At 72.1% G+C, this 19,771-nt stretch carries 17 protein-coding genes and 1 pseudogene; 9 read left to right on the plus strand and 9 right to left on the minus strand.

Annotation, left to right across the window (positions count from 1 at the left end; genetic code table 11):
• The first annotated feature begins 142 nt into the window (after window positions 1-142).
• From ACFXAE_RS05935 to ACFXAE_RS05945, 3 genes are read left to right on the plus strand one after another with little or no spacing between them, the layout of a single operon-like run.
• Window positions 143-1,459, plus strand: coding sequence for an ABC transporter substrate-binding protein (locus tag ACFXAE_RS05935; protein ID WP_384708604.1), 1,317 nt, complete (start codon window positions 143-145; stop codon window positions 1,457-1,459).
• The gene (locus ACFXAE_RS05940; RefSeq protein WP_384708608.1) at window positions 1,459-2,412 is read left to right on the plus strand and encodes a carbohydrate ABC transporter permease; all 954 of its coding nucleotides are present in this window, start codon (window positions 1,459-1,461) and stop codon (window positions 2,410-2,412) included. Before ACFXAE_RS05935 ends, ACFXAE_RS05940 begins: the two co-directional genes overlap by 1 nt.
• Window positions 2,409-3,239 carry a carbohydrate ABC transporter permease gene (locus ACFXAE_RS05945; protein ID WP_384708611.1) on the plus strand — a complete coding sequence of 277 codons (831 nt, stop codon included), beginning with the start codon at window positions 2,409-2,411 and terminating at the stop codon, window positions 3,237-3,239. Before ACFXAE_RS05940 ends, ACFXAE_RS05945 begins: the two co-directional genes overlap by 4 nt.
• Before the next feature lie 104 nt (window positions 3,240-3,343).
• Here ACFXAE_RS05945 and ACFXAE_RS05950 read toward each other — a convergent pair whose 3' ends face one another.
• From ACFXAE_RS05950 to ACFXAE_RS05960, 3 genes are all read right to left on the minus strand, one after another.
• Window positions 3,344-4,624 carry a ribonuclease D gene (locus ACFXAE_RS05950; protein WP_384708614.1) on the minus strand — a complete coding sequence of 427 codons (1,281 nt, stop codon included), beginning with the start codon at window positions 4,622-4,624 and terminating at the stop codon, window positions 3,344-3,346.
• A 148-nt stretch (window positions 4,625-4,772) separates the two neighbouring features.
• Window positions 4,773-5,432: a LuxR C-terminal-related transcriptional regulator gene (locus tag ACFXAE_RS05955; RefSeq protein WP_384708617.1), complete on the minus strand. Its 660-nt coding sequence runs from the start codon at window positions 5,430-5,432 to the stop codon at window positions 4,773-4,775.
• Window positions 5,433-5,700: 268 nt separating this feature from the next.
• The gene (locus ACFXAE_RS05960; RefSeq protein ID WP_384708620.1) at window positions 5,701-6,342 is read right to left on the minus strand and encodes a DUF3000 domain-containing protein; all 642 of its coding nucleotides are present in this window, start codon (window positions 6,340-6,342) and stop codon (window positions 5,701-5,703) included.
• Window positions 6,343-6,513: 171 nt separating this feature from the next.
• On the opposite strand from ACFXAE_RS05960, the gene hemE reads away from it, so the two are divergent.
• The 4 genes and pseudogenes from hemE to ACFXAE_RS05980 all read left to right on the plus strand — a co-directional run bounded on the left by hemE (window position 6,514) and on the right by ACFXAE_RS05980 (window position 9,722).
• Window positions 6,514-7,608, plus strand: a complete 1,095-nt coding sequence (gene hemE, locus ACFXAE_RS05965; RefSeq protein WP_384708623.1) for a uroporphyrinogen decarboxylase — start codon at window positions 6,514-6,516, stop codon at window positions 7,606-7,608.
• Between the two features lie 102 nt (window positions 7,609-7,710).
• Window positions 7,711-8,208 carry a PAS domain-containing protein gene (locus ACFXAE_RS05970; RefSeq protein WP_384708626.1) on the plus strand — a complete coding sequence of 166 codons (498 nt, stop codon included), beginning with the start codon at window positions 7,711-7,713 and terminating at the stop codon, window positions 8,206-8,208.
• 358 nt (window positions 8,209-8,566) lie between these two features.
• Window positions 8,567-9,180 (plus strand): annotated as a pseudogene (locus ACFXAE_RS05975) (PP2C family protein-serine/threonine phosphatase).
• A gap of 218 nt (window positions 9,181-9,398) precedes the next feature.
• The gene (locus tag ACFXAE_RS05980) at window positions 9,399-9,722 is read left to right on the plus strand and encodes a hypothetical protein (protein WP_384708628.1); all 324 of its coding nucleotides are present in this window, start codon (window positions 9,399-9,401) and stop codon (window positions 9,720-9,722) included.
• 133 nt (window positions 9,723-9,855) lie between these two features.
• On the opposite strand, the gene ACFXAE_RS05985 is transcribed toward ACFXAE_RS05980, so the two are convergent.
• Window positions 9,856-11,253: an FAD-dependent oxidoreductase gene (locus ACFXAE_RS05985; RefSeq protein WP_384708631.1), complete on the minus strand. Its 1,398-nt coding sequence runs from the start codon at window positions 11,251-11,253 to the stop codon at window positions 9,856-9,858.
• Window positions 11,254-11,301: 48 nt separating this feature from the next.
• Window positions 11,302-12,303 (minus strand): DUF4349 domain-containing protein, encoded by a 1,002-nt coding sequence (locus ACFXAE_RS05990; protein WP_384708634.1) that lies wholly within the window; start codon window positions 12,301-12,303, stop codon window positions 11,302-11,304.
• A gap of 155 nt (window positions 12,304-12,458) precedes the next feature.
• Here ACFXAE_RS05990 and hemG point away from each other — a divergent pair, with 155 nt between their 5' ends.
• The gene (gene hemG, locus ACFXAE_RS05995; protein ID WP_384708637.1) at window positions 12,459-13,916 is read left to right on the plus strand and encodes a protoporphyrinogen oxidase; all 1,458 of its coding nucleotides are present in this window, start codon (window positions 12,459-12,461) and stop codon (window positions 13,914-13,916) included.
• A gap of 5 nt (window positions 13,917-13,921) precedes the next feature.
• Window positions 13,922-14,653 (plus strand): hydrogen peroxide-dependent heme synthase, encoded by a 732-nt coding sequence (gene hemQ, locus ACFXAE_RS06000; RefSeq protein WP_384708640.1) that lies wholly within the window; start codon window positions 13,922-13,924, stop codon window positions 14,651-14,653.
• Here hemQ and ACFXAE_RS06005 read toward each other — a convergent pair whose 3' ends face one another.
• The 4 genes from ACFXAE_RS06005 to ACFXAE_RS06020 all read right to left on the minus strand — a co-directional run bounded on the left by ACFXAE_RS06005 (window position 14,654) and on the right by ACFXAE_RS06020 (window position 19,678).
• A complete protein-coding gene (locus ACFXAE_RS06005; protein WP_384708643.1) occupies window positions 14,654-16,255 on the minus strand; it encodes an alpha/beta hydrolase in 1,602 nt (533 codons plus the stop codon).
• Window positions 16,256-16,344: 89 nt separating this feature from the next.
• Window positions 16,345-17,124, minus strand: coding sequence for a TIGR04222 domain-containing membrane protein (locus ACFXAE_RS06010; protein ID WP_384708646.1), 780 nt, complete (start codon window positions 17,122-17,124; stop codon window positions 16,345-16,347).
• Window positions 17,125-17,234: 110 nt separating this feature from the next.
• Window positions 17,235-18,539 carry a DUF692 family multinuclear iron-containing protein gene (locus ACFXAE_RS06015; RefSeq protein ID WP_384708649.1) on the minus strand — a complete coding sequence of 435 codons (1,305 nt, stop codon included), beginning with the start codon at window positions 18,537-18,539 and terminating at the stop codon, window positions 17,235-17,237.
• 194 nt (window positions 18,540-18,733) lie between these two features.
• A complete protein-coding gene (locus ACFXAE_RS06020; RefSeq protein ID WP_384708652.1) occupies window positions 18,734-19,678 on the minus strand; it encodes a C45 family autoproteolytic acyltransferase/hydolase in 945 nt (314 codons plus the stop codon).
• Window positions 19,679-19,771 lie beyond the last annotated feature (93 nt).

The raw sequence follows: 19,771 nt of genomic DNA on the forward strand, positions 1-19,771 counted from the left end.
CTAAACCGGTCGAGCCCTGTCGGGGCAACATTTTGACATCGTTGTCTCAATAGAGACTTTACCGGTTCAGTAAGGGGCTGCCAGAGTGCCGAACCAGCCAACCCACTCGTGCTCGTCCGCCCCGTGAACGGAGCTGGTGCACATGAACCGCCGCAAGGTACTAGCCGGATCGATCGCCGTCCTCGCCCTGCTGGCATCCGCCTGCACGGGCACGGGAGGCTCCTCGGAGGGTGCGGACGCCAAGGCCCCCGACGACCCCTCCGAGGTCAAGGGCTCCCTCACGGTCCTCACCCACCGGACCGACCTGGTGCAGGACGGCACGATGAAGAAGTACGCCGCCGAGTTCAACAGGACCTACCCCGGGGTGAAGGTCGAGTTCGACGGCCTCACCGACTACGAGGGCGAGGTCAAGATCCGTATGAACACGGAGAACTACGGCGACGTCCTCATGATCCCGGCGGTCATCGAGAAGAAGGACTACCCGAAGTTCTTCGCCTCCCTCGGCACCCAGGCCGAACTCAGCGCCAAGTACCGCTTCACCGACTACTCCACCGTCGGCGGCAAGGTCTACGGCCAGAGCCCCATCGGTGTCGTCCCCGGCTTCGTCTACAACAAGAAGGTGTGGAGCGAGGCCGGCGTCACCGACTGGCCCACCACCCCGGCCGAGTTCCTCGACGATCTGAAGGCGATCCGGTCGAAGACCGACGCGGTGCCGTACTACACCAACTTCAAGGACATGTGGCCGCTGACCCAGTGGACCAATGTCAACGGCTCCGTCGGCTGCGACACGAACGCCACCACGAGACTCGCCGAGGGCGACCCCTGGGCCGAGGGCGCCGACCTGCGCGTGGGCGACACCCTGCTCCACGACATCGTCAGCGGCGGCCTCGTGGAGAAGGACCCGACCACCACCAACTGGGAAGCGTCCAAGCCCAAGCTGGCCAAGGGCGAGATCGCCACCATGTGGCTCGGCTCCTGGGCCGTCATCCAGATGCGGGACGCCGCGAAGCAGGCCGGCACCGACCCCGCCGACATCGGCTTCATGCCCTTCCCCGTGCAGCAGGACGGCGCCTTCTGCGCGGTGACCTCCCCGGACTATCAGCAGGCCGTCAACGTCAACTCCGACAACAAGGAAGCCGCCCGCGCCTGGATCGACTGGTTCACCGACAAGTCAGGCTACGCGGCGGCCAACCTCGCCCTGTCCCCACTGAAGGACGCCCCGTTGCCCGACATCCTCGAGCCCTACCAGGAGGCCGGCGTCAAGCTGATCGACCTCGACGACAGCAAGGGTGCCGAGGTGAAGTCCATCGACAACCGGTCCGAGGTCGGCATCTACAAGCCCGACTACCGCCAGGAACTCGTCGACCTCGCCCGCGGCGCCCGCGAGGGCGGCCTGGACGACTTCTTCGGCGGCCTCGGCGAGCGCTGGGCCGAGGCACGGAACTCGCTGGGGTCCTGATGACGGACACCACCCGCAAGGCGGCGCGGCCGGCCGGCCCGGCCGCGCCCGCCGGGCCGAAGCGGGCCGCACCCGCCCCGCGCCGCACCCGGCTGGCGCGCCGCCTCACCCCGTGGCTCTTCCTGATCGCCCCGCTGGCCCTGCTCCTGACCTTCACCTACGCGCCGATCGCCAACATGGTCTCGTACAGCTTCACCGACTGGGACGGCATCAGCCCCGAACTGAACTGGACCGGCACCGAGAACTACACCGAACTCCTCACCCGCTCCGAGCTGTTCGAGGTCTTCTTCGTCAGCGGCTACTACCTCGTCGCGTCCGTGGTGCAGATCGTCCTCGCCCTCTACTTCGCCACGGTCCTCAGTTTCAACGTCCGCTTCCGGAACTTCTTCAAGGGCGTGCTGTTCTTCCCGTACCTGATCAACGGGGTGGCGATCGGCTTCGTCTTCCTCTACTTCTTCCAGGACGGCGGCACCCTCGACTCCGTACTGCGCCTCCTCGGCGTCGGGACCGACCACGCCTGGCTGGGCACGCCGTTCTCCGCGAACACCTCGCTCGCCGGCGTCTCCGTCTGGCGCTACCTGGGCCTGAACTTCGTCCTCTTCCTCGGCGCGATCCAGTCCATCCCGGGCGAGCTGTACGAGGCGGCCGAGATCGACGGCGCGAGCCGCTGGCACCAGTTCCGGCACATCATCGCGCCCGGCATCAAACCCATTCTGAGCCTGAGCGTCATCCTCTCCGTCTCCGGCTCGCTCTCGGTCTTCGAGATCCCGTACATCATGACCGGCGGCGCCACCGGCACCGAGACGTTCGTGATCCAGACCGTGAAGCTGGCCTTCCAGTTCAACAAGACGGGACTCGCCTCGGCCGCCGCCGTCGTCCTGCTGCTGATCGTCCTGGCGGTCACCTGGGTGCAGCGGCGCATCGTCCCCGACGAGAAGGTGGACTTGGTATGACCCGCCGCACCGTGGCCCGCACCCTCGTGTACCTGTCGCTGATCCTCGCCACGCTCGTCGTGCTGCTGCCGCTCACCGTGGTCTTCCTGACCTCGCTGAAGTCATCCGAGGAGATGGCGAACGGCAGCGGAGCACTCGCGCTGCCCGACGACCCGCTGAACCTCGACAACTACGTGACCGCCTTCCGGGACGGCCAGATGCTGTCCGCGTTCGGGAACACGGCGATCATCCTGGTCGTCGCCGTCGGTGGCACGATCCTCATCGGCTCGATGACGGCGTACGCGATCGACCGCTTCCACTTCCGCTTCAGGAAGCTGGTCGTCGTCCTGTTCCTGCTCGCCGCGCTGGTCCCCGGGGTGACCACCCAGGTGGCGACCTTCCAGATCGTCAACAGCTTCGGCATGTTCGACAGCCTGTGGGCGCCGATCGCGCTCTACATGGGCACGGACATCGTGTCGATCTACATCTTCCTGCAGTTCATCCGCTCCATCCCCGTCTCCCTGGACGAGGCGGCCCGCCTGGACGGGGCAGGCGCCTTCGCGGTCTACCGCAAGGTGATCTTCCCGCTGCTCAGACCGGCGATCGCGACGGTGGTGATCGTGAAGGGGATCAACGTCTACAACGACTTCTACATCCCCTTCCTCTACATGCCCTCCGAGGACCTCGGCGTGATCTCGACGTCCCTGTTCCGCTTCAAGGGCCCCTTCGGCGCGCACTGGGAGACCATCTCGGCGGGCGCGGTCCTGGTCATCCTCCCCACCCTGCTCGTCTTCCTCTTCCTCCAGCGCTTCATCTACAACGGGTTCATGAGGGGGGCGACGAAGTAAGCCCCAGGGGCGCGGGGCTGCATCGACATGCGGCTCCGCCGCGTGGGCGCGACCAGCCGCATACGGCCCGCACCCGCCGTACGGCGAGACCCGTCGTACGGCGACTAGGCGGACAGTGCGGCCACCAGCACAGGCGTGACCTGCTCGACCTGCCACACCCGAGCCCCGTATCCCGTCAGTACCGAGGCAACCGCATCGGCACTGACAACCTTCGGCGGCTCCCAGCACACCCGCCGCACCGTGTCCGGCGTGATCAGGTTCTCCGGCGGCATGTTCAGCCGCTCGGCGAGCGCGCTGACGCCCGCCCGCGCCGCGGACAGCCGCGCCGCCGCAGCCGGGTCCTTGTCGGCCCACGCGCGCGGCGGCGGAGGGCCGGTCACCGACTGGCCGGGCTGGGGCAGCCGGTCCTCGCCCAGCGCCTTCGCCCGGTCGACGGCCGCCTGCCACTGCTCCAGCTGGCGCCGCCCCACGCGCTGCCCGAACCCGTTGAGCGCGGCGAGGGCATGGAGGTTGGCAGGGAGGGCGAGCGCGGCCTCCACGATCGCCGCGTCGGAGAGCACCTTGCCGGGGGAGACGTCCCGGCGCTGTGCGATCCGGTCGCGGGTCTGCCACAGCTCCCGTACGACGGCCATCTGCCGGCGCCGGCGCACCTTGTGCATGCCGGAGGTGCGCCGCCAGGGGTCCTTGCGGGGCTCGGCCGGCGGTGCCGAGGCGATCGCGTCGAACTCCTGCCGGGCCCAGTCCAGCTTGCCCTGCCGGTCCAGCTCCTTCTCCAGGGCGTCGCGCAGGTCGACCAGGAGCTCGACGTCGAGGGCGGCATAGCGCAGCCAGGGCTCGGGCAGCGGGCGGGTGGACCAGTCGACGGCGGAGTGGCCCTTCTCCAGGACGAAGCCGAGCACGTTCTCGACCATCGCGCCGAGCCCGACCCGGGGGAACCCGGCGAGGCGTCCGGCCAGCTCGGTGTCGAAGAGGCGGGTGGGCACCATGCCTATCTCGCGGAGGCAGGGCAGGTCCTGGGTGGCGGCGTGCAGCACCCACTCGACGCCGGACAGGGCCTCGCCGAGACCGGACAGGTCGGGGCAGGCGACGGGGTCGATCAACGCACTCCCGGCGCCCTCGCGGCGCAGCTGGACGAGGTAGGCGCGCTGGCCGTAGCGGTAGCCGGAGGCGCGCTCGGCGTCCACGGCGACGGGGCCGGTGCCCGCGGCGAAGGCGGCGACCACCTCGGCGAGGGCGGCCTCGTCCGCGATCACGGGCGGAATGCCCTCGCGCGGCTCGAGCAAGGGGATCGGCGCCTCCGTAGCAGAAGATCCGCCGTCGTCCGGAGGGGCGCCTCCGGTGGTGCGCAGTGAACGGTCTGCTGCGGTGTCGTGGGCGTCGGTCACCTGTCAAGGGTATCCGTGCCACGAAGGCGCCCGTCGACGGTTGTGTTCCGTGACGGGCGCCGGTGGGTCGTATTCCGGTCAGGAGCATGAAAGATCGTGTTCGTGAGCCCGTGGGCGGGGCGGGGCGGAACGGGACGGGTGGGGGTGGTCAGTGGATGATGCCGGTGCGCAGCGCCACCGCCACCATGCCGGCGCGGTCGCCCGTGCCGAGCTTGCGGGCGATGCGGGCGAGGTGGCTCTTGACGGTCAGGGCGGACAGACCCATCGAGACGCCGATCGCCTTGTTCGACTGGCCCTCCGCCACCAGTCGCAGCACCTCGACCTCGCGGCCGGACAGCTCCCGGTAGCCGCCCGGGTGGCTCGGAGCACCCGGGGGGCGGCGGTGCAGGCGGGCGGCGGCGCCGATGGGGGTGGCACCGGGACGGGTGGGGAGCCCGAGGTTGGTGCGGGTGCCGGTGACGACGTACCCCTTCACTCCGCCGGCGAGGGCGTTGCGCACGGCGCCGATGTCGTCGGCGGCGGAGAGGGCGAGGCCGTTGGGCCAGCCCGCCGCGCGGGTCTCGGAGAGGAGGGTGAGGCCGGAGCCATCCGGCAGATGGACTTCGGCGACGCAGATGTCGCGGGGGTTGCCGATGCGGGGACGAGCCTCCGCGACGGACGAGGCCTCGATGACATCGCGTACACCGAGCGCCCACAGATGGCGGGTGACGGTGGAACGGACGCGCGGGTCGGCCACGACCACCATGGCGGTCGGCTTGTTCGGGCGGTAGGCGACCAGGCTTGCGGGCTGCTCGAGGAGAACGGACACCAGGCCTCCTGGGGTGCGGGACGGGGCCGGTTCGTGGGGGGTGAAGCCGGGACGAACCATGCTTTCAAGGTCACAGTCGTCTTCGGCAATAAACCTGGTGTCCTTTAACGAATGATCACGAAGTGATGAGTAACAATCCGAGCAATTCGGACGCACGAGCGATCATTCGAAGACCGAACGGTTTCGATCCGCGTTGTAAAGCTTTCGAAAGTGGTCGTGTCGACAAAGAGATGGACGTGGACGGCTGTCGGGGCGCTCAGCGGGAGGCTCAGCGCGACTGCGGTCCTCTCCGCTGCGGCAGCGTCACCACGGACGCGTCCCCGGGAGCGGCCGGCGGCAGCCCCGCGACCTGTGCCAGCAGATCGCACCACGCGACCAGATGGGCGCCCGCGTCCGGAACCCCGCCCAGGCCCTCCCGGGGCGTCCAGGAGGCCCGGATCTCGATCTGCGAGGCGGCGGGCCGCGCGGACAGCCCGCCGAAGTAGTGGGAACTCGCGCGCGTCACCGTGCCGCTCGGCTCGCCGTACGTCAGTCCGCGCGCCGCCAGCGCACCGGTCAGCCAGGACCAGCACACCTCCGGCAGCAGCGGATCCGCGGCCATCTCCGGCTCCAGTTCCGCGCGCACCAGCGTCACCAGGCGGAAGGCGCCCCGCCAGGCGTCGTGTCCGGCCGGGTCGTGCAGCAGCACCAGCCTGCCGTCGGCCAGATCCTGCTCGCCGTCGACGACCGCCGCCTCCAGCGCGTACGCGTACGGGGCGAGCCGCTTCGGAGCGGGCACGGGATCCACCTCGATCTGCGGCCGCAGCCGCGCACCGCGCAACGCCTCGACAGCGGCCCGGAAGGGCGGCGGGGGCGCACCCCCCGCACCCCCCTGTCCGGAGTCCTCTCCGGTCTCCTTCCGCTCGTCCATTCCGTCAGCGTCGTCCGACAGTCGTCCCTGAGCCGCAGCCATGCGGGGAAGATTAAGCGGAACGGGCCCCCGGCGCAGGGAGGGACACCCGCGCCGCCCGGCGGTGTCCGGATCCCGCCCCGCGGGCCCTGGGGTCCGGGCGCGTGGGCGGGTCGTGCGAGACTTGCCGGTGTGAGTGCCAACGCAAGCCCGACGGGCCAGACGCCGACCGCGACCCCCGATCCCGTCAGGAACGACGCAGTCCGGGAATCGGCCTTCCTCAAGGCGTGCCGGCGCGAGCCCGTGCCGCACACGCCGGTGTGGTTCATGCGGCAGGCCGGGCGCTCACTGCCGGAGTACCGCAAGGTCCGCGAGGGCATCGGGATGCTCGACTCCTGCATGCGCCCCGACCTGGTCACCGAGATCACGCTCCAGCCGGTGCGCCGTCACCACGTCGACGCGGCGATCTACTTCAGCGACATCGTCGTCCCCCTCAAGGCCATCGGCATCGACCTCGACATCAAGCCCGGCATCGGCCCGGTCGTCGAGCAGCCGGTCCGCACCCGCGCCGACCTCGCCCGGCTGCGCGACCTCACCCCCGAGGACGTCTCCTACGTCACCGAGGCGATCGGCATGCTGACCCGCGAGCTCGGGTCCATCCCGCTGATCGGCTTCGCGGGAGCCCCGTTCACCCTCGCCAGCTACCTCGTCGAGGGCGGCCCGTCCCGTACGTACGAGAACGCCAAGGCGATGATGTACGGCGACCCCGAACTCTGGGCCGACCTGCTCGACCGCCTCGCCGACATCACGGCCGCGTTCCTGAAGGTCCAGATCGCGGCCGGCGCCTCGGCCGTCCAGCTCTTCGACTCCTGGGCCGGCGCGCTCGCCCCCGCCGACTACCGGCGCTCGGTGCTGCCCGCCTCGGCGAAGGTGTTCGACGCGGTGGCCGGGTACGGCGTCCCGCGTATCCACTTCGGCGTGGGCACCGGCGAACTGCTGGGGCTCATGGGCGAGGCCGGAGCGGACGTCGTCGGCGTCGACTGGCGCGTCCCGATGGACGAGGCCGCCCGCCGTGTCGGCCCCGGCAAGGCGCTCCAGGGCAACCTGGACCCGACCGTGCTGTTCGCCGGCCGGGAGGCCGTCGAGGCGAAGGCGCGGGAGGTCCTGGACACGGCCGCCGGCCTGGAGGGCCACGTCTTCAACCTCGGCCACGGCGTCATGCCGTCCACCGACCCGGACGCCCTGACCCGCCTCGTGGAGTACGTCCACACGCAGACCGCGCGCTGACCCACCGCGTACGCGGCTCACACGCGTCGGAACCCGGGAACGGGGTACTGGACCTGCGTCGTCCAGCACATTCGCTCCCGGGCACGGGCAGGTGAAGGCCTCATGCGGCTCGAGATGTTCGACCCCGCCCCGATCGGCGTCGTCGTCACCCAGGGGCCGGAGCACCGGCTCGCGTACATCAACCAGGTCTACCGCGAGACTTTCGGCGACCGTCCGCTGGGCCGGGCCATCCGCGACGCGTTTCCCGACCTCGCGCAGTCCGGCTACTTCGACATCTTCGACCGCGTCTTCACCACGGGCACGGCCGAAGTGCTCACCGCCGCACCTATTGACCTGGACTATCCGGATTCACCGCACGAGCGGACGCGGTACTTCACCTTCAGCCTCTCCCACGCCACGATGAGCGACGGCCGACAAGGGGTGCTCAGTGTCCTCGTCGAGGTCACCGAGCAGGTGACCGCCGCGCAACGGATACGCGTCCTGTCCGAGGAACGCCGCCGCGCCCTGCAGCGCTACCGCAGCCTGGTGAACGCCGCGTCCCAGATCGTGTGGGTGACGGGCCCCAAGGGCGGGGTGACCGAGCCCAGCCCCGCCCGGTGAGCCTCCGCCCGACCTCCGCCCGTCCGAGGCCGAACCGTGGCTGCCCCCCGGGGTCAACAGCGTCGTCCTGCTCCCCGTCGTCGTCGAGGGCACCACGGCCGCCCTGGTCACCGCCTCGGTCAGCGGCGACCGCCCACCCCTCGGCGAGGCCGAGATCACTCTGCTGCGGGCCCTCCTGGAACGCGCCCACACCCCCCTCAGAAACGCCCTGGAGTACCAGCGCACCCGGCAGGTGGCGCTGGCCCTGCAGCGCAGCCTGCTCACCGACCCGCCGCACGTGCCCGGCATCGGCATCGCCGTCCGCTACCGGCCCAGCACCGCGGCCGCCGAGGTCGGCGGCGACTGGTACGACTCGTTCGTGCTCCGCGACGGCGCCACCGTCCTCACCATCGGCGACGTCTCCGGCCACGACCTGCCGGCCGCCGTCACCATGAGCCAGCTGCGCAACATGCTCCGCGGACTCGCGCTGGACCGCCAGGAGCCGACCGGCACGATCCTGCGCCGGCTGGACCTCTCCGTGCAGACCCTCTATCTGGAGTGCACCGCCACCTGCGTGCTGGCCCGGATCGAACGCTCCGGGACCGGCGGTCTCCAGCTCCACTACTCCGTCGCGGGCCACCCGCCGCCGCTGCTGGTCGAGGCGGACGGCAGCGGTTCCTGACCGGGGGCCGCTCCCCGATGCTCGGCCTCGTCCCGGACCCCCACTACGACAGCGCGGTGGATCCCCTCCTGCCCGGCTCGACCCTGCTGCTGTACACCGACGGGCTCGTGGAACGCCGTGAGGAGGACCTCACCGTCGGCCTGGAGCGGCTGCGCCACCACGCGTCGGCGACCGTCCACAGCCCGCTGGAGGTCTTCTGCGACACGCTGCTCGCCGACCAGTTGACCGTCGACAACGACGACGACGTGGCCATGCTGGCCCTGCGCCTGCCCATGACCCCCACGGACGAGCGCGGGAAGGACGGCCGGTAGCGGAGGACGGCCGGTAGCGGAGAACGAAGACGGAGAAGTGCGCGGCGGGCAGCGCGCGAGGCACGTCATGGGGATGGGAACGACCACCCGTTCGTGCCCGGCCCCGTGGCCGGCGGATCCGCGGCGCCGCTGAACGCCGCCGGCCGGTCGTGCGTATGACTCGTCGACCGCCCGCGGCGCGGGTAAGGGGCCGCCGGGCCGACGTGGAGGAACAGCCGATGAACGACCGAGTGCCCACCGCGATGCACGCGTTGCCCGACGGCGAGGCCGAACTCACGCTCGTGGTGCGCCTCCCGTGGGAGGACGTCGCCCGGCTCGGCCAGGAGGCGGGGCGGCTCGCCGCGCAGCTGCGGCGGCCGGTGACGCTGGACGAGGCGGTGAGCCACCGGTTGCGCTCCGCGCGGGGGGCCGCGCACGCGAAGCCGGCGGCGCAGGCGTCGGCCCCGACGCCGGACGCCAGCGCGTCGGTGTCGTCGCTGCCCTCGCGGCCGCCCGCCGAGCAGGCGCGGCAGGCGATCGAGAGGATCAACGGGACGGCGTGAGGGTTTCCGGGGGCGCCGTAGGGGCGGGGTCGAGTGCGGAGTGCCGGTCCGCTGTGGCTGATCGCGCCCACGCGGCGGAGCCGCGCATCGACTCGGCCCCGTGCCCCTTTCAGGGGCGCGGCGCCGGCCCTCGTCACAAGGCGGACCCAATTTTTGCCGCCGCCTTGCGGGCCGCCACCAGGATCGGGTCCCAGACCGGGGAGAACGGGGGTGCGTAGCCCAGGTCCAGGGTCGTCATCCGGTCCACCGTCATGCCGGCCGTGAGGGCCACCGCCGCGATGTCCACGCGCTTGCCCGCGCCCTCGCGGCCGACGATCTGGACGCCGAGGAGCCGGCCGGTGCGGAGTTCGGCGAGCATCTTCACCGTCATGGGGGAGGCGTTCGGGTAGTAGCCCGCGCGGCTGGTCGACTCGATGGTGACCGACTCGAACCGCAGGCCCACGCGGTGGGCGTCCTTCTCCCGCAGCCCGGTGCGCGCGATCTCCAGGTCGCACACCTTGCTGACCGCCGTACCGACCACGCCCGGGAAGGTGGCGTAGCCGCCGCCGGCGCCCGCGCCGATGATCTGGCCGTGCTTGTTGGCGTGCGTGCCCAGCGGGATGTGCCGCTGCTGCCCGGAGACCAGGTCGAGGACCTCCACGCAGTCGCCGCCGGCCCAGATGTTCTCGTGCCCGCGCACCCGCATCGACCGGTCGGTGAGCAGTCCGCCGTGTTCCCCCAGGGGAAGTCCGGCGGCCCGTGCCAGGGTCGTCTCCGGGCGCACCCCGATGCCGAGCACGACGACGTCCGCCGGGTACTCGGCGTCCTCGGTGGCGACCGCCCGCACCCCGCCGTCGTCCCCCGTGCGCAGCCCGGTGACCTCGGCGTCGTTCACCATGGTGATGCCCATGCCCTCCATGGCCCGGCGCACCAGGCGCCCCATGTCGGGGTCGAGGGTCGCCATGGGCTCCTCGCCGCGGTTGACGACCGTCACCTCGTAACCGCGGTTGAGCATCGCCTCGGCCATCTCCACGCCGATGTAACCCGCCCCGACGACCACCGCGCGGCGCCCGCGCGTGCGGGACAGCGTGTCGAGGAGGGCCTGTCCGTCGTCGAGGGTCTGCACGCCGTGCACCCCGGGGGCGTCCATGCCGGGCAGTTCCGGACGGATCGGCCGCGCACCGGTCGCGATCACCAGTTTGTCGTACGACGTCCAGGACTCGGCACCGGAATCGACGTCCCGCGCGCGTACCCGCCCCCGGTCGAGGTCGAGTTCCGTGACCTCGGTGCGCAACCGCAGATCGATGTCCCGCGCGCGGTGCTCCTCGGCGGTGCGCGCGATCAGGCGGTCCCGCTCGGGGACGTCACCGCCCACCCAGTAGGGGATGCCGCACGCCGAGAAGGAGGTGAAGTGGCCGCGTTCGAACGCCACGATCTCCAGTTCGTCCGGACCCTTCAGCCGGCGGGCCTGTGACGCCGCGGACATCCCCGCGGCGTCACCGCCGATCACCACCAGACGTTCCCTCGCACCGCGCGCATCGCTCATGGTCATACGAACACGCTACGGGGGCCGGGGATTTCAGGCCCGCTCGAGGGCCTCTCAGCCCTCCCCGTCCCCGTCGGACGCCGGGCGGGACGCCGGCGACGGCACCGGCCGGGCCGCCGGCAGCGGGCCGAGGGCGCTCGTCGCGGGCGCCGGCTCCGGACGCCGCGGCAGCCGGGGGCGTACGGCCTTCCGCCACAGCAGGACGAGCAGCGCCGCCACCGCCGCGAACGGCAGCACCGCGCCGAACGCCACCGCCAGCCAGCGCAGCATCGTCACGAACGCGTTCCAGCCGCCCGCGAGAGCGTCCACGAAACCGGGATCGTCGTCCTTCTCCGCCTCCTTCACCGGAGTCTCGGACAGGGACAGGGTGATGGTGGCCAGGCTCGTACGGTCCTTCAGGGACGCCTGCTGGGCGAGCAGTGCCTCCAGGTCGGCCTGGCGGCTGCTCAGCTCGCCCTCCAGGGTGACCACGTCACTGAGCTTGCCGGCCCGGTCCATCAGCTCACGGATGCGGGCCACGCTGGCCCGCTGGGTCGTGATCCGGCTCTCCACGTCGACCACCTGGTCGGTGACGTCCCGCGCCTCGGCGCTGCGTTCGAGGAGCTTGCCCGTGCCCTCCAGGTCGGCGAGGACCTCGTCGTACTTCTCGACGGGCACGCGCAGCACCACGCGCGTGTGCTCGTGGCCCTCCTCGTCCCGGTTCGTCGTCTCGTTGCCGACGTAGCCGCCCGCGGTCCCGGTCGTCGCGCGGGCCTCGTCCAGCGCCTCGGGGACGTCCTCGACCTGCACGGTGAGCGAGGCGGTGCGGATGACGCGGTTCGCGGTGGCCTTCGGCGGCGTGGTCGCCTTCGCGCCGTCCGCCGCACCGCCGGGGGCGCCCTGTTTCGCGTCCTCCTGCGCGGCCTGTCCTTCCGCCTGCGCGGCGGCTGCCTTGTCGGCGGCCCCGGACCCGCCGGAGTCGTCGCTCGCGCCGCTGCACCCGCTGACGGCGAGGGCCGCCGCCAGCAGGACCCCGGCCAGGGCGTGGGCGGGTCGTACGGATCGTCGTGTGCGCATATGGGACTCCCCCGCGTGGTGATGACTGACGTTCCTTCGACGCGGCAGGGGTGCGGGACGTTGGCGCCGGACGGTCCCGATGCGGTCACGGTAGGGACTCGACAGGGCCACATGGCCCTGGTGGGACCGTCGGTGGCGTTTGAGAGGGTGGAGTCATGAGCGGATCACATGCGGGCTCCGGGCAGCACATCGTCGTCGTCGGAGCCGGAATCGCCGGGCTGGCCGCCGCCCACCGGTTGCGGGAGCACGGGGCGCGGGTCACCGTGCTGGAGGCCTCGGACCGGGTCGGCGGCAAGCTGCTGCCGGGAGAGATCGCGGGCGCGCGCGTCGACCTCGGCGCCGAGTCGTTGCTGGCCCGCCGCCCCGAGGCGGTGGGTCTCGCCCGCGCGGTGGGCCTCGCCGACCGCCTCCAGCCGCCGGCCACCAGCACGGCCTCGCTGTGGACCCGGGGCGCCCTGCGCCCCATGCCCAAGGGCCACGTCATGGGCGTACCCGGCACCGCCGCCGCCCTCTCCGGCATCCTGTCCGACGAGGGGCTGGCCCGGATCGGGCGCGACGCCGGGCTGCCCCGCACCGAGGTCGGCGACGACGTGGCCGTCGGTGAGTACGTGGCGGCGCGCGTCGGCCGCGAGGTCGTCGACCGCCTGGTGGAGCCCCTGCTCGGCGGGGTGTACGCGGGCGACGCGTACCGCATCTCGATGCGCTCGGCGGTCCCGCAGCTCTTCGAGGCCGCCCGCACCCACACCTCCCTCACCGAGGCGGTCCGCGGGATCCAGGACAGGTCCGCCGCCGCGCCGCAGACGGGCCCCGTCTTCATGGGCATCGCGGGCGGAGTGGGCACCCTCCCGCTCGCGGTCGCCGACGCGCTGCGGGCGGGCGGCACGGAGATCCTCACCGGCACGCCGGTCACGGAGCTGCGCCGTGAACCGCGGGACGGCTGGCGGGTCGTCGCCGGTGACCGCGCCCTGCACGCCGACGCGGTCGTCGTCGCCGTCCCCGCCCCGGCCGCCGCCGCCCTGCTGCGCGCCGAGGCACCAGGCGCCGCCGCCGAGCTCGCCGGCGTCGAGTACGCCTCGATGGCGCTGATCACCCTCGCCTACCGCCGCGCGGAGGCCGATCTGCCCGAGGGCAGCGGATTCCTCGTGCCGCCCGTCGACGGGCACACCATCAAGGCGTCCACCTTCGCCTCGCGCAAATGGGGCTGGATCGCCGACGAGAACCCGGACCTGGTCGTCCTGCGCACCTCCGTGGGCCGGTACGGCGAGACGGAGATCCTCCGCCGCGACGACGCCGGCCTCGTGGAGGTCTCCCGGCACGACCTGTCGGCCGCCGTCGGTCTGGACGCCGCCCCGGTCGCCACCCGCGTCACCCGCTGGGAGGACGGCCTGCCCCAGTACCCCGTCGGCCACCACGCGCGCGTGGCCCGCGTCCGCGAGCACCTCGCGGGCCTCGCCGGTCTCGCCGTGTGCGGCGCGGCCTACGACGGCGTCGGCATCCCCGCGTGCATCGCGAGCGCGTACGCCGCCGCCGACCAGATCCACGGTGACCTGCGCGCTGTGCAACAACTCACCACCGACCCGGTGCAAAGCCTCCACGGAGGAGCAGGAGAATAAGGGACATGAGTGACGACGCCACCCCCCCCGCCCCCGACCGGATCCCGAACAAGGGCAAGCTGGCCAAGGACCTCAACGAGGTCATCCGCTACACCCTCTGGTCCGTCTTCAAACTGAAGGACGTCCTGCCGGAGGACCGCGCCGGGTACGCCGAAGAGGTCCAGGAGCTGTTCGACCAGCTCGCCGCCAAGGACGTCACGATCCGCGGCACCTACGACCTGTCGGGCCTGCGCGCGGACGCCGACCTCATGATCTGGTGGCACGCCGAGACGGCCGACCGGCTCCAGGAGGCCTACAACCTGTTCCGCCGCACCAAGCTGGGCCGCGCGCTCGAGCCGGTCTGGTCGAACATGGCGCTGCACCGGCCCGCCGAGTTCAACCGGTCGCACATCCCGGCCTTCCTCGCCGACGAGACGCCCCGCAACTATGTGAGCGTCTACCCCTTCGTGCGCTCCTACGACTGGTACCTGCTGCCCGACGAGGACCGCCGGCGCATGCTCGCCGACCACGGCAAGATGGCCCGCGGCTACCCCGACGTGCGCGCCAACACGGTCGCCTCGTTCTCGCTGGGCGACTACGAGTGGCTCCTCGCCTTCGAGGCCGACGAACTGGACCGGATCGTCGACCTCATGCGCCACCTGCGCGGCTCGGAGGCCCGGATGCACGTCCGCGAGGAGGTCCCGTTCTTCACGGGCCGCCGCAAGGACGTCGCGGAACTGGTCGCGGGCCTGGCCTGATCAGACGGCGGGCCGGGCCTCCGCGGTCCGACCACCCGCCGGCTTCGGTTCCGGGCGCGGTGCGCAGGAGGCGCGCCGCCCCGGAACGCGGCCGTCCAGCAGATACGCCTCCAGGTGGCGGTGCACGCAGGCGTTGGACCCGCCCGCGAGGCCGTGGCTGCCGGCGTCCCGCTCGGTCACCAGCGCCGACCCCGCCAGTCGCCGGTGCAGCTCCAGGGCACCGTCGTACGGGGTGGCCGCGTCCCGCTCCGCCGCCAGGATCAGCGTCGGCGGCAGCTCACCGCTGCCCGCGCGCACGTCCAGTGGTTGCTGCCGGGGTGCCCGCCAGTAGGCGCACGGCAGGTTGGTCCACACATTGCCCCAGGTCTCGAAGGGCGCCCGGCGTGCGAGCCGGGTGTTGTCCCGGTCCCACACCGCCCAGTCCGTGGGCCAGGGCGCGTCGTTGCACTCCACGGCGAGATACACCGCCCGCGCGTTCTCCGCCTCCGCCGCCGCCTGCGGATACTCCTGGGCCTGCTCGACCAGCGGCGCGGGGTCGCCCTTCAGGTACGCCGACAGCGCGTGCGCCCGATGCGGCCAGTGGTCGTCGTAGTACCCGGCCTTCAGGAACGCCGCCTGCAACTGCTCAGGACCGACCTTCCCGCCCGCCGGCTCCTTCGCCAGACGCGCACGGGCCCTGTCGTAACCGACCTGCACCGCGCGCGCCGTGTTCCCCAGCCCGTACACGTCGTCGTGCCGGGCGGCCCAGGCCCGGAAGTCCGCCCAGCGGTCCTCGAACGCCGCCGACTGGCCGAGGTTGTTGCGGTACCAGATCCGCTCCGGGGCCGGGTTCACCGCCGAGTCGAACACCATCCGCCGTACGTGCGAGGGGAACAGCGTGGCGTACAGCGCCCCGAAGTACGTGCCGTACGACGATCCCAGGAACGTCAGCCGGTTCTCGCCGAGCGCGGCGCGCAGGACGTCCAGGTCGCGGGCGTTGTTGAGCGAGTTGTAGTACCGCAGCGAGTCGCCGGCCCGCTCGGCACAGCCTCGCGCGTACGCCTTGGCCCGCGCGACGCGCTCCCGTTTGTACGCCGCCGAGGGGTGGACGGGTGCCTTCGAGGGGCCCTTGAAGAACGTCCCCGGGTCCGTGCAGGACAGTGGTGCCGAACGGCCCACCCCGCGCGGGGCGTAGCCGACGAGGTCGTACGCCGCCGCGAGGCGCTTCCACTCGGGCAGCGCGCCCATCATGGGGAAGTACATGCCGGTGGCGCCCGGCCCGCCCGGGTTGTGGACCAGGGAGCCCTGCCGGGGCACCTTGCGCTTGTCGTTGCCGGGGTCCTTCCCGGTGGCCCGGACGCGGCTGACGGTGAGTTCGATCTGCTTCCCGTCCGGGCGGGCGTAGTCGAGCGGGACGCGCAGCGTGCCGCACCGGACGGTGCCCGGCAGCTCCTGCCCGGCGGGACACGGGCCGAAGTCGATGCCCTCGGCCGCGGCCCGCGCGGCGGCCGTCGCGGTGCCGCGCGACTCGGCGGTGGGCGTTGCCGCGCCGGCCGGGGCGGCGGCCAGGGTGGTGAGCAGCAAGGACCCGGCGGCCACATGGACGGCGGCGGCAGTTCTCATCGACGATCCCTTCGGTGCACGACGGCGACAAAAGGGATGTTTCGTACGTCGGTGGTTCGAAGCAAGCACCGTGCGCCGGGGTGTCGGCGTCAATGCCCTTCGTGGGGTCCCCGGTGCGCGAAGGCCGCGCGCAGTTCCGGCTCGCCCACCGCGCGGATGCCGCGCACGGCGACGGACGTGAGATACGTACGGTCGTCAGCGGCGTCGCCGGCACCGCGGGGCAGGGTGCCCAGCAGGCGCTGACCGGCCGGGGAGGCCCAGGGCGAGTACGGGTGGACCTCGAACCGCGCGATGGCCAGGCAGCCCAGCGTGAGGGCCAGGGGCAGCGCGAACCACAGCGCGACCAGAAAGCGCGGCATGTCCGACGGAACGGGCATGAGCAGGGCGGCCGTTGCCAGTCCCGCCACGGCCGGCACGGCGAGCCGCACCTGCCGCACCGCCTCGGCGACGGTCGTCCCGGCACCGTCGGGCACCGCCAGCCCGGCGCCGACCAGCCGTTCGGCGATCCCGCGCACGGCGTCCGCGGTCGCCGCGGCGGCCCGCACCGGCGCGATCGGCGACTGCCCCTGAGGCCCTATCGCCCCTATCACCGACCGCTCCATCTCGTCCCGCCCGCATGGATCGACGACCGTGGCCCAGCCGGTGTGCGCAAGGAGCAGTCGCCGCTGACGGGCCATCGCGACGAGCGTGACATCGGCGACCCGCCCGGGGCCGCCGGACAGGAACGCGGCCTCGTACAGCGTCAGATCGCGTCCCGCTCCCGCGTCGGAGTCGGCCACGGCGGCACCGCGCACGGCGGCCAGACACAGCCGCAGGCACGCCACACCGGCGACGGCCCAGGCCAGGAGCAGAAGAGGTACCCAGAACATGAGTTGTTTGTAAGCGACACGGTCGCGAATACACCATGCCTTGTTCACAATCCGGGACGGAGTGTTGTCAGTATGTGACGTTCCGCTTGGATTGCCGGGTGCGCCTGCGGTCAGCGCCGCAGCAACACCCGCCGCGTGGCCCGCGCCAGCCGCACCGCCGGCCTGCCCGAACGCGGCCTCGACCCCGACCGCTCCAGCCACCACTCCCGCAGCTCGCGCCGCACCGACGCGTCCTCCGGCCGCCCGGCCAGCACATGCTCGGCGAACTCCAGCGCGTCCCGCCGGTAGCCGCCGGCCATCGGCCGCGTCTGCGCGTACGCGAGGAAGGCGGCCCGGTACCCGTCCCCGAGGATCACCGGCAGCTCGGGCGCGACCTTGGCGACGACATCGGCCCGCTTGGCGGCGAGCGCCCGCGCCTGCACGCCCATCCGCACCCGGTCGAACCCCTCCGGTACGGGCGCCTGGGCGACCAGCGCGGACAGCACCGCGGTCTGCGCGAGCGCGAGCCGCTCCCGGGCGGCCTCGAGGGAGCCCTGCCGTGGCTCGGGGCGGACCCCCACGACCGGCGCCGCGCCCGCGTCCCGCCGCTCCGCCCCCTGCTCCACCGCACGCCGGATCGCGCCCAACTCCCGCTCCATCTCCTCCGCTTCCGGGAAGTTCTCGTCCCGCTCCAGCAGGACGCCAGGAGGGGAGACCCGGGAGGCGAGGTCGGTGAGGACGTCGAGCACGGGCCGCGGGACGGGGTGGGCGTGGCTGTCGTGCCACACGCCGTCCCGCTCGAACCCGCCCGCGACATGGACGTACGCGATGGCCTCCAGGGGCAGTCCGGCGAGCGCCTCGGCCGGGTCCTCGCCCCGGTTGACGTGGTTGGTGTGCAGGTTGGCGACGTCGATGAGGAGCCGTACGCCGGTCCGGTCGGCCAGCTCGTACAGGAACTGCCCCTCGGTCATCTCCTCGCCGGGCCACGAGATCAGCGCGGCGATGTTCTCCACGGCGAGCGGCACGGGCAGCGCGTCCTGCGCGATACGGACGTTCTCGCACAGCACGTCGAGGGCGTCACGGGTGCGCGGAACGGGCAGCAGGTGCCCCGCCTCGATCAGCGACGAGGCGGTCAGCGCACCGCCCGCCCGCACGAACGCGATGTGCTCGGTGACGAGCGGCGACCCGAGTGCCTCCGCCCGCTCGGCGAGGGCGGCCAGCCGCCCCTCGTCGGGCCGCTCGGCCCCGCCAAGACCCAGCGACACCCCGTGCGGCACGACGGTCACCCCCCGCTCGCGCAACCGCTCCAGCGACTCGGGCAGATGCCCGGGGCAGACGTTCTCGGCCACGACCTCGACCCAGTCGATCCCCGGCATGCCCTCGACGGCCTCCGCGATCTCCGGCCGCCACCCGATCCCCGTCCCCAGTCGCACCATCGTCCCCTCCTCCACCGGTGTGTCCGGCCCCCGTAGGTGAGAGGGATATGGCCCCCCAACACACCCCCGAACCGCGCCCCGGCCACCTTCAGAGCAACATTTGAGGTTGGGGGCGCGCCGGCCGGGCGAAGCCGTCGAGCGCGCGGAAGTCGTCCTCCCGGATGTATGCGGGTCGTACGGGCACGGCCCGGGTCTCAGCCGGCCCGACCGAGCGAGATGTCGCGGGAGCCGGGGGTGAAGTCGGTGAAGGACTGTTCCCAGGACTCGTCGGGCCAGTGGTAGGTCACCCGGCCCTCGGTGGGCCGGTAGTGGGCGGTGTAGACCGTTCCCAGCCCCTCGTCATACGCGTACTGGTACAGCGGCGGCTTCAGCATCGCCGCCACGTCCTCGCCCGCCGCCCGGACGGTGCTCAGCCGCTCCTGGGTCCGGGAGAACCGCTCCTGGTCGTCCGGCACCGGCAGGTGCTGGTGGTTGGCGGCGCAGGCGTCCGGTGCCTCGGTGAGCGGGATGTCCGGTCCCACGAACACCGTCACCGCCTTCCCGGAGTCCACGAGGGTGACGTTCTGCGGGATGGCGATCGGTATGGACCGCAGCTTGCCGAGTGCCTCGTCGACGGTGTCGCACGTCTCCAGCAGATAGCGCAGCACGATGAGGACGGCGAAGCCGGGGCCGTGGACGAACCGGCCGCCGAAGGTGAGCGAGACCGCCAGTCCGGCGTCGTTCATCCCGTCGAGCAGGCCCCAGACCGCGTCCTGCGTTCCGATGACCGGACGGAGGAAGTGCGAGGAGACGATGGTGCCTTCGCACTCGTCGGGGGCGAAGTCGTAGTTGCGCAGCAGGGTGCCGCTCCCGCCGATCTGCGTGCAGCCGGAGAAGAACGGGCGCAGGATCGCGAGGGTGAGGAACGTCTCCCCGCCGGGCCGGTCGAGTTGACGGGCGAGCCGCTCCAGGACCGGGACCAGTTCCGGCATGTGTGTCTCGAACAGCGCCCTGGCCCGGTCCGTGCCTTCCGCTGTCCGGCTCTCGTCGGTCATCCACTCCTTCGCGCGCGGCCACATGGGACGCACATGGGTGGCCCAGCGGCCGTCGCCGCCGTCGCCGATCTCGATGGAACGGAATGTCTTCCGCAGCCGGCTCATGTCTGTCGCTCCCTCACGGGCCTCGGATGAAGTAGTGGCAAGCTACCTAATTTCCGGAACAACTCACTTTCGTTTCACGCACGTTGACGCTCA

The sequence above is a fragment of the Streptomyces sp. NPDC059454 genome (genome assembly GCF_042749965.1).
Taxonomy (GTDB): Bacteria; Actinomycetota; Actinomycetes; order Streptomycetales; family Streptomycetaceae; genus Streptomyces.

Bases quoted from the DNA above. Each gene is read 5' to 3' on its own strand.
- ACFXAE_RS05935 (WP_384708604.1), top strand. From the start codon at position 143: ATGAACCGCCGCAAGGTACTAGCCGGATCGATCGCCGTCCTCGCCCTG.
- ACFXAE_RS05940 (WP_384708608.1), top strand. From the start codon at position 1,459: ATGACGGACACCACCCGCAAGGCGGCGCGGCCGGCCGGCCCGGCCGCG.
- ACFXAE_RS05945 (WP_384708611.1), top strand. From the start codon at position 2,409: ATGACCCGCCGCACCGTGGCCCGCACCCTCGTGTACCTGTCGCTGATC.
- ACFXAE_RS05960 (WP_384708620.1), bottom strand. From the start codon at position 6,342: ATGGACGAGCGGAAGGAGACCGGAGAGGACTCCGGACAGGGGGGTGCG.
- ACFXAE_RS05970 (WP_384708626.1), top strand. From the start codon at position 7,711: ATGCGGCTCGAGATGTTCGACCCCGCCCCGATCGGCGTCGTCGTCACC.
- ACFXAE_RS05980 (WP_384708628.1), top strand. From the start codon at position 9,399: ATGAACGACCGAGTGCCCACCGCGATGCACGCGTTGCCCGACGGCGAG.
- ACFXAE_RS05985 (WP_384708631.1), bottom strand. From the start codon at position 11,253: ATGACCATGAGCGATGCGCGCGGTGCGAGGGAACGTCTGGTGGTGATC.
- ACFXAE_RS05990 (WP_384708634.1), bottom strand. From the start codon at position 12,303: ATGCGCACACGACGATCCGTACGACCCGCCCACGCCCTGGCCGGGGTC.
- hemG (WP_384708637.1), top strand. From the start codon at position 12,459: ATGAGCGGATCACATGCGGGCTCCGGGCAGCACATCGTCGTCGTCGGA.
- hemQ (WP_384708640.1), top strand. From the start codon at position 13,922: ATGAGTGACGACGCCACCCCCCCCGCCCCCGACCGGATCCCGAACAAG.
- ACFXAE_RS06005 (WP_384708643.1), bottom strand. From the start codon at position 16,255: ATGAGAACTGCCGCCGCCGTCCATGTGGCCGCCGGGTCCTTGCTGCTC.
- ACFXAE_RS06010 (WP_384708646.1), bottom strand. From the start codon at position 17,124: ATGTTCTGGGTACCTCTTCTGCTCCTGGCCTGGGCCGTCGCCGGTGTG.
- ACFXAE_RS06015 (WP_384708649.1), bottom strand. From the start codon at position 18,539: ATGGTGCGACTGGGGACGGGGATCGGGTGGCGGCCGGAGATCGCGGAG.
- ACFXAE_RS06020 (WP_384708652.1), bottom strand. From the start codon at position 19,678: ATGAGCCGGCTGCGGAAGACATTCCGTTCCATCGAGATCGGCGACGGC.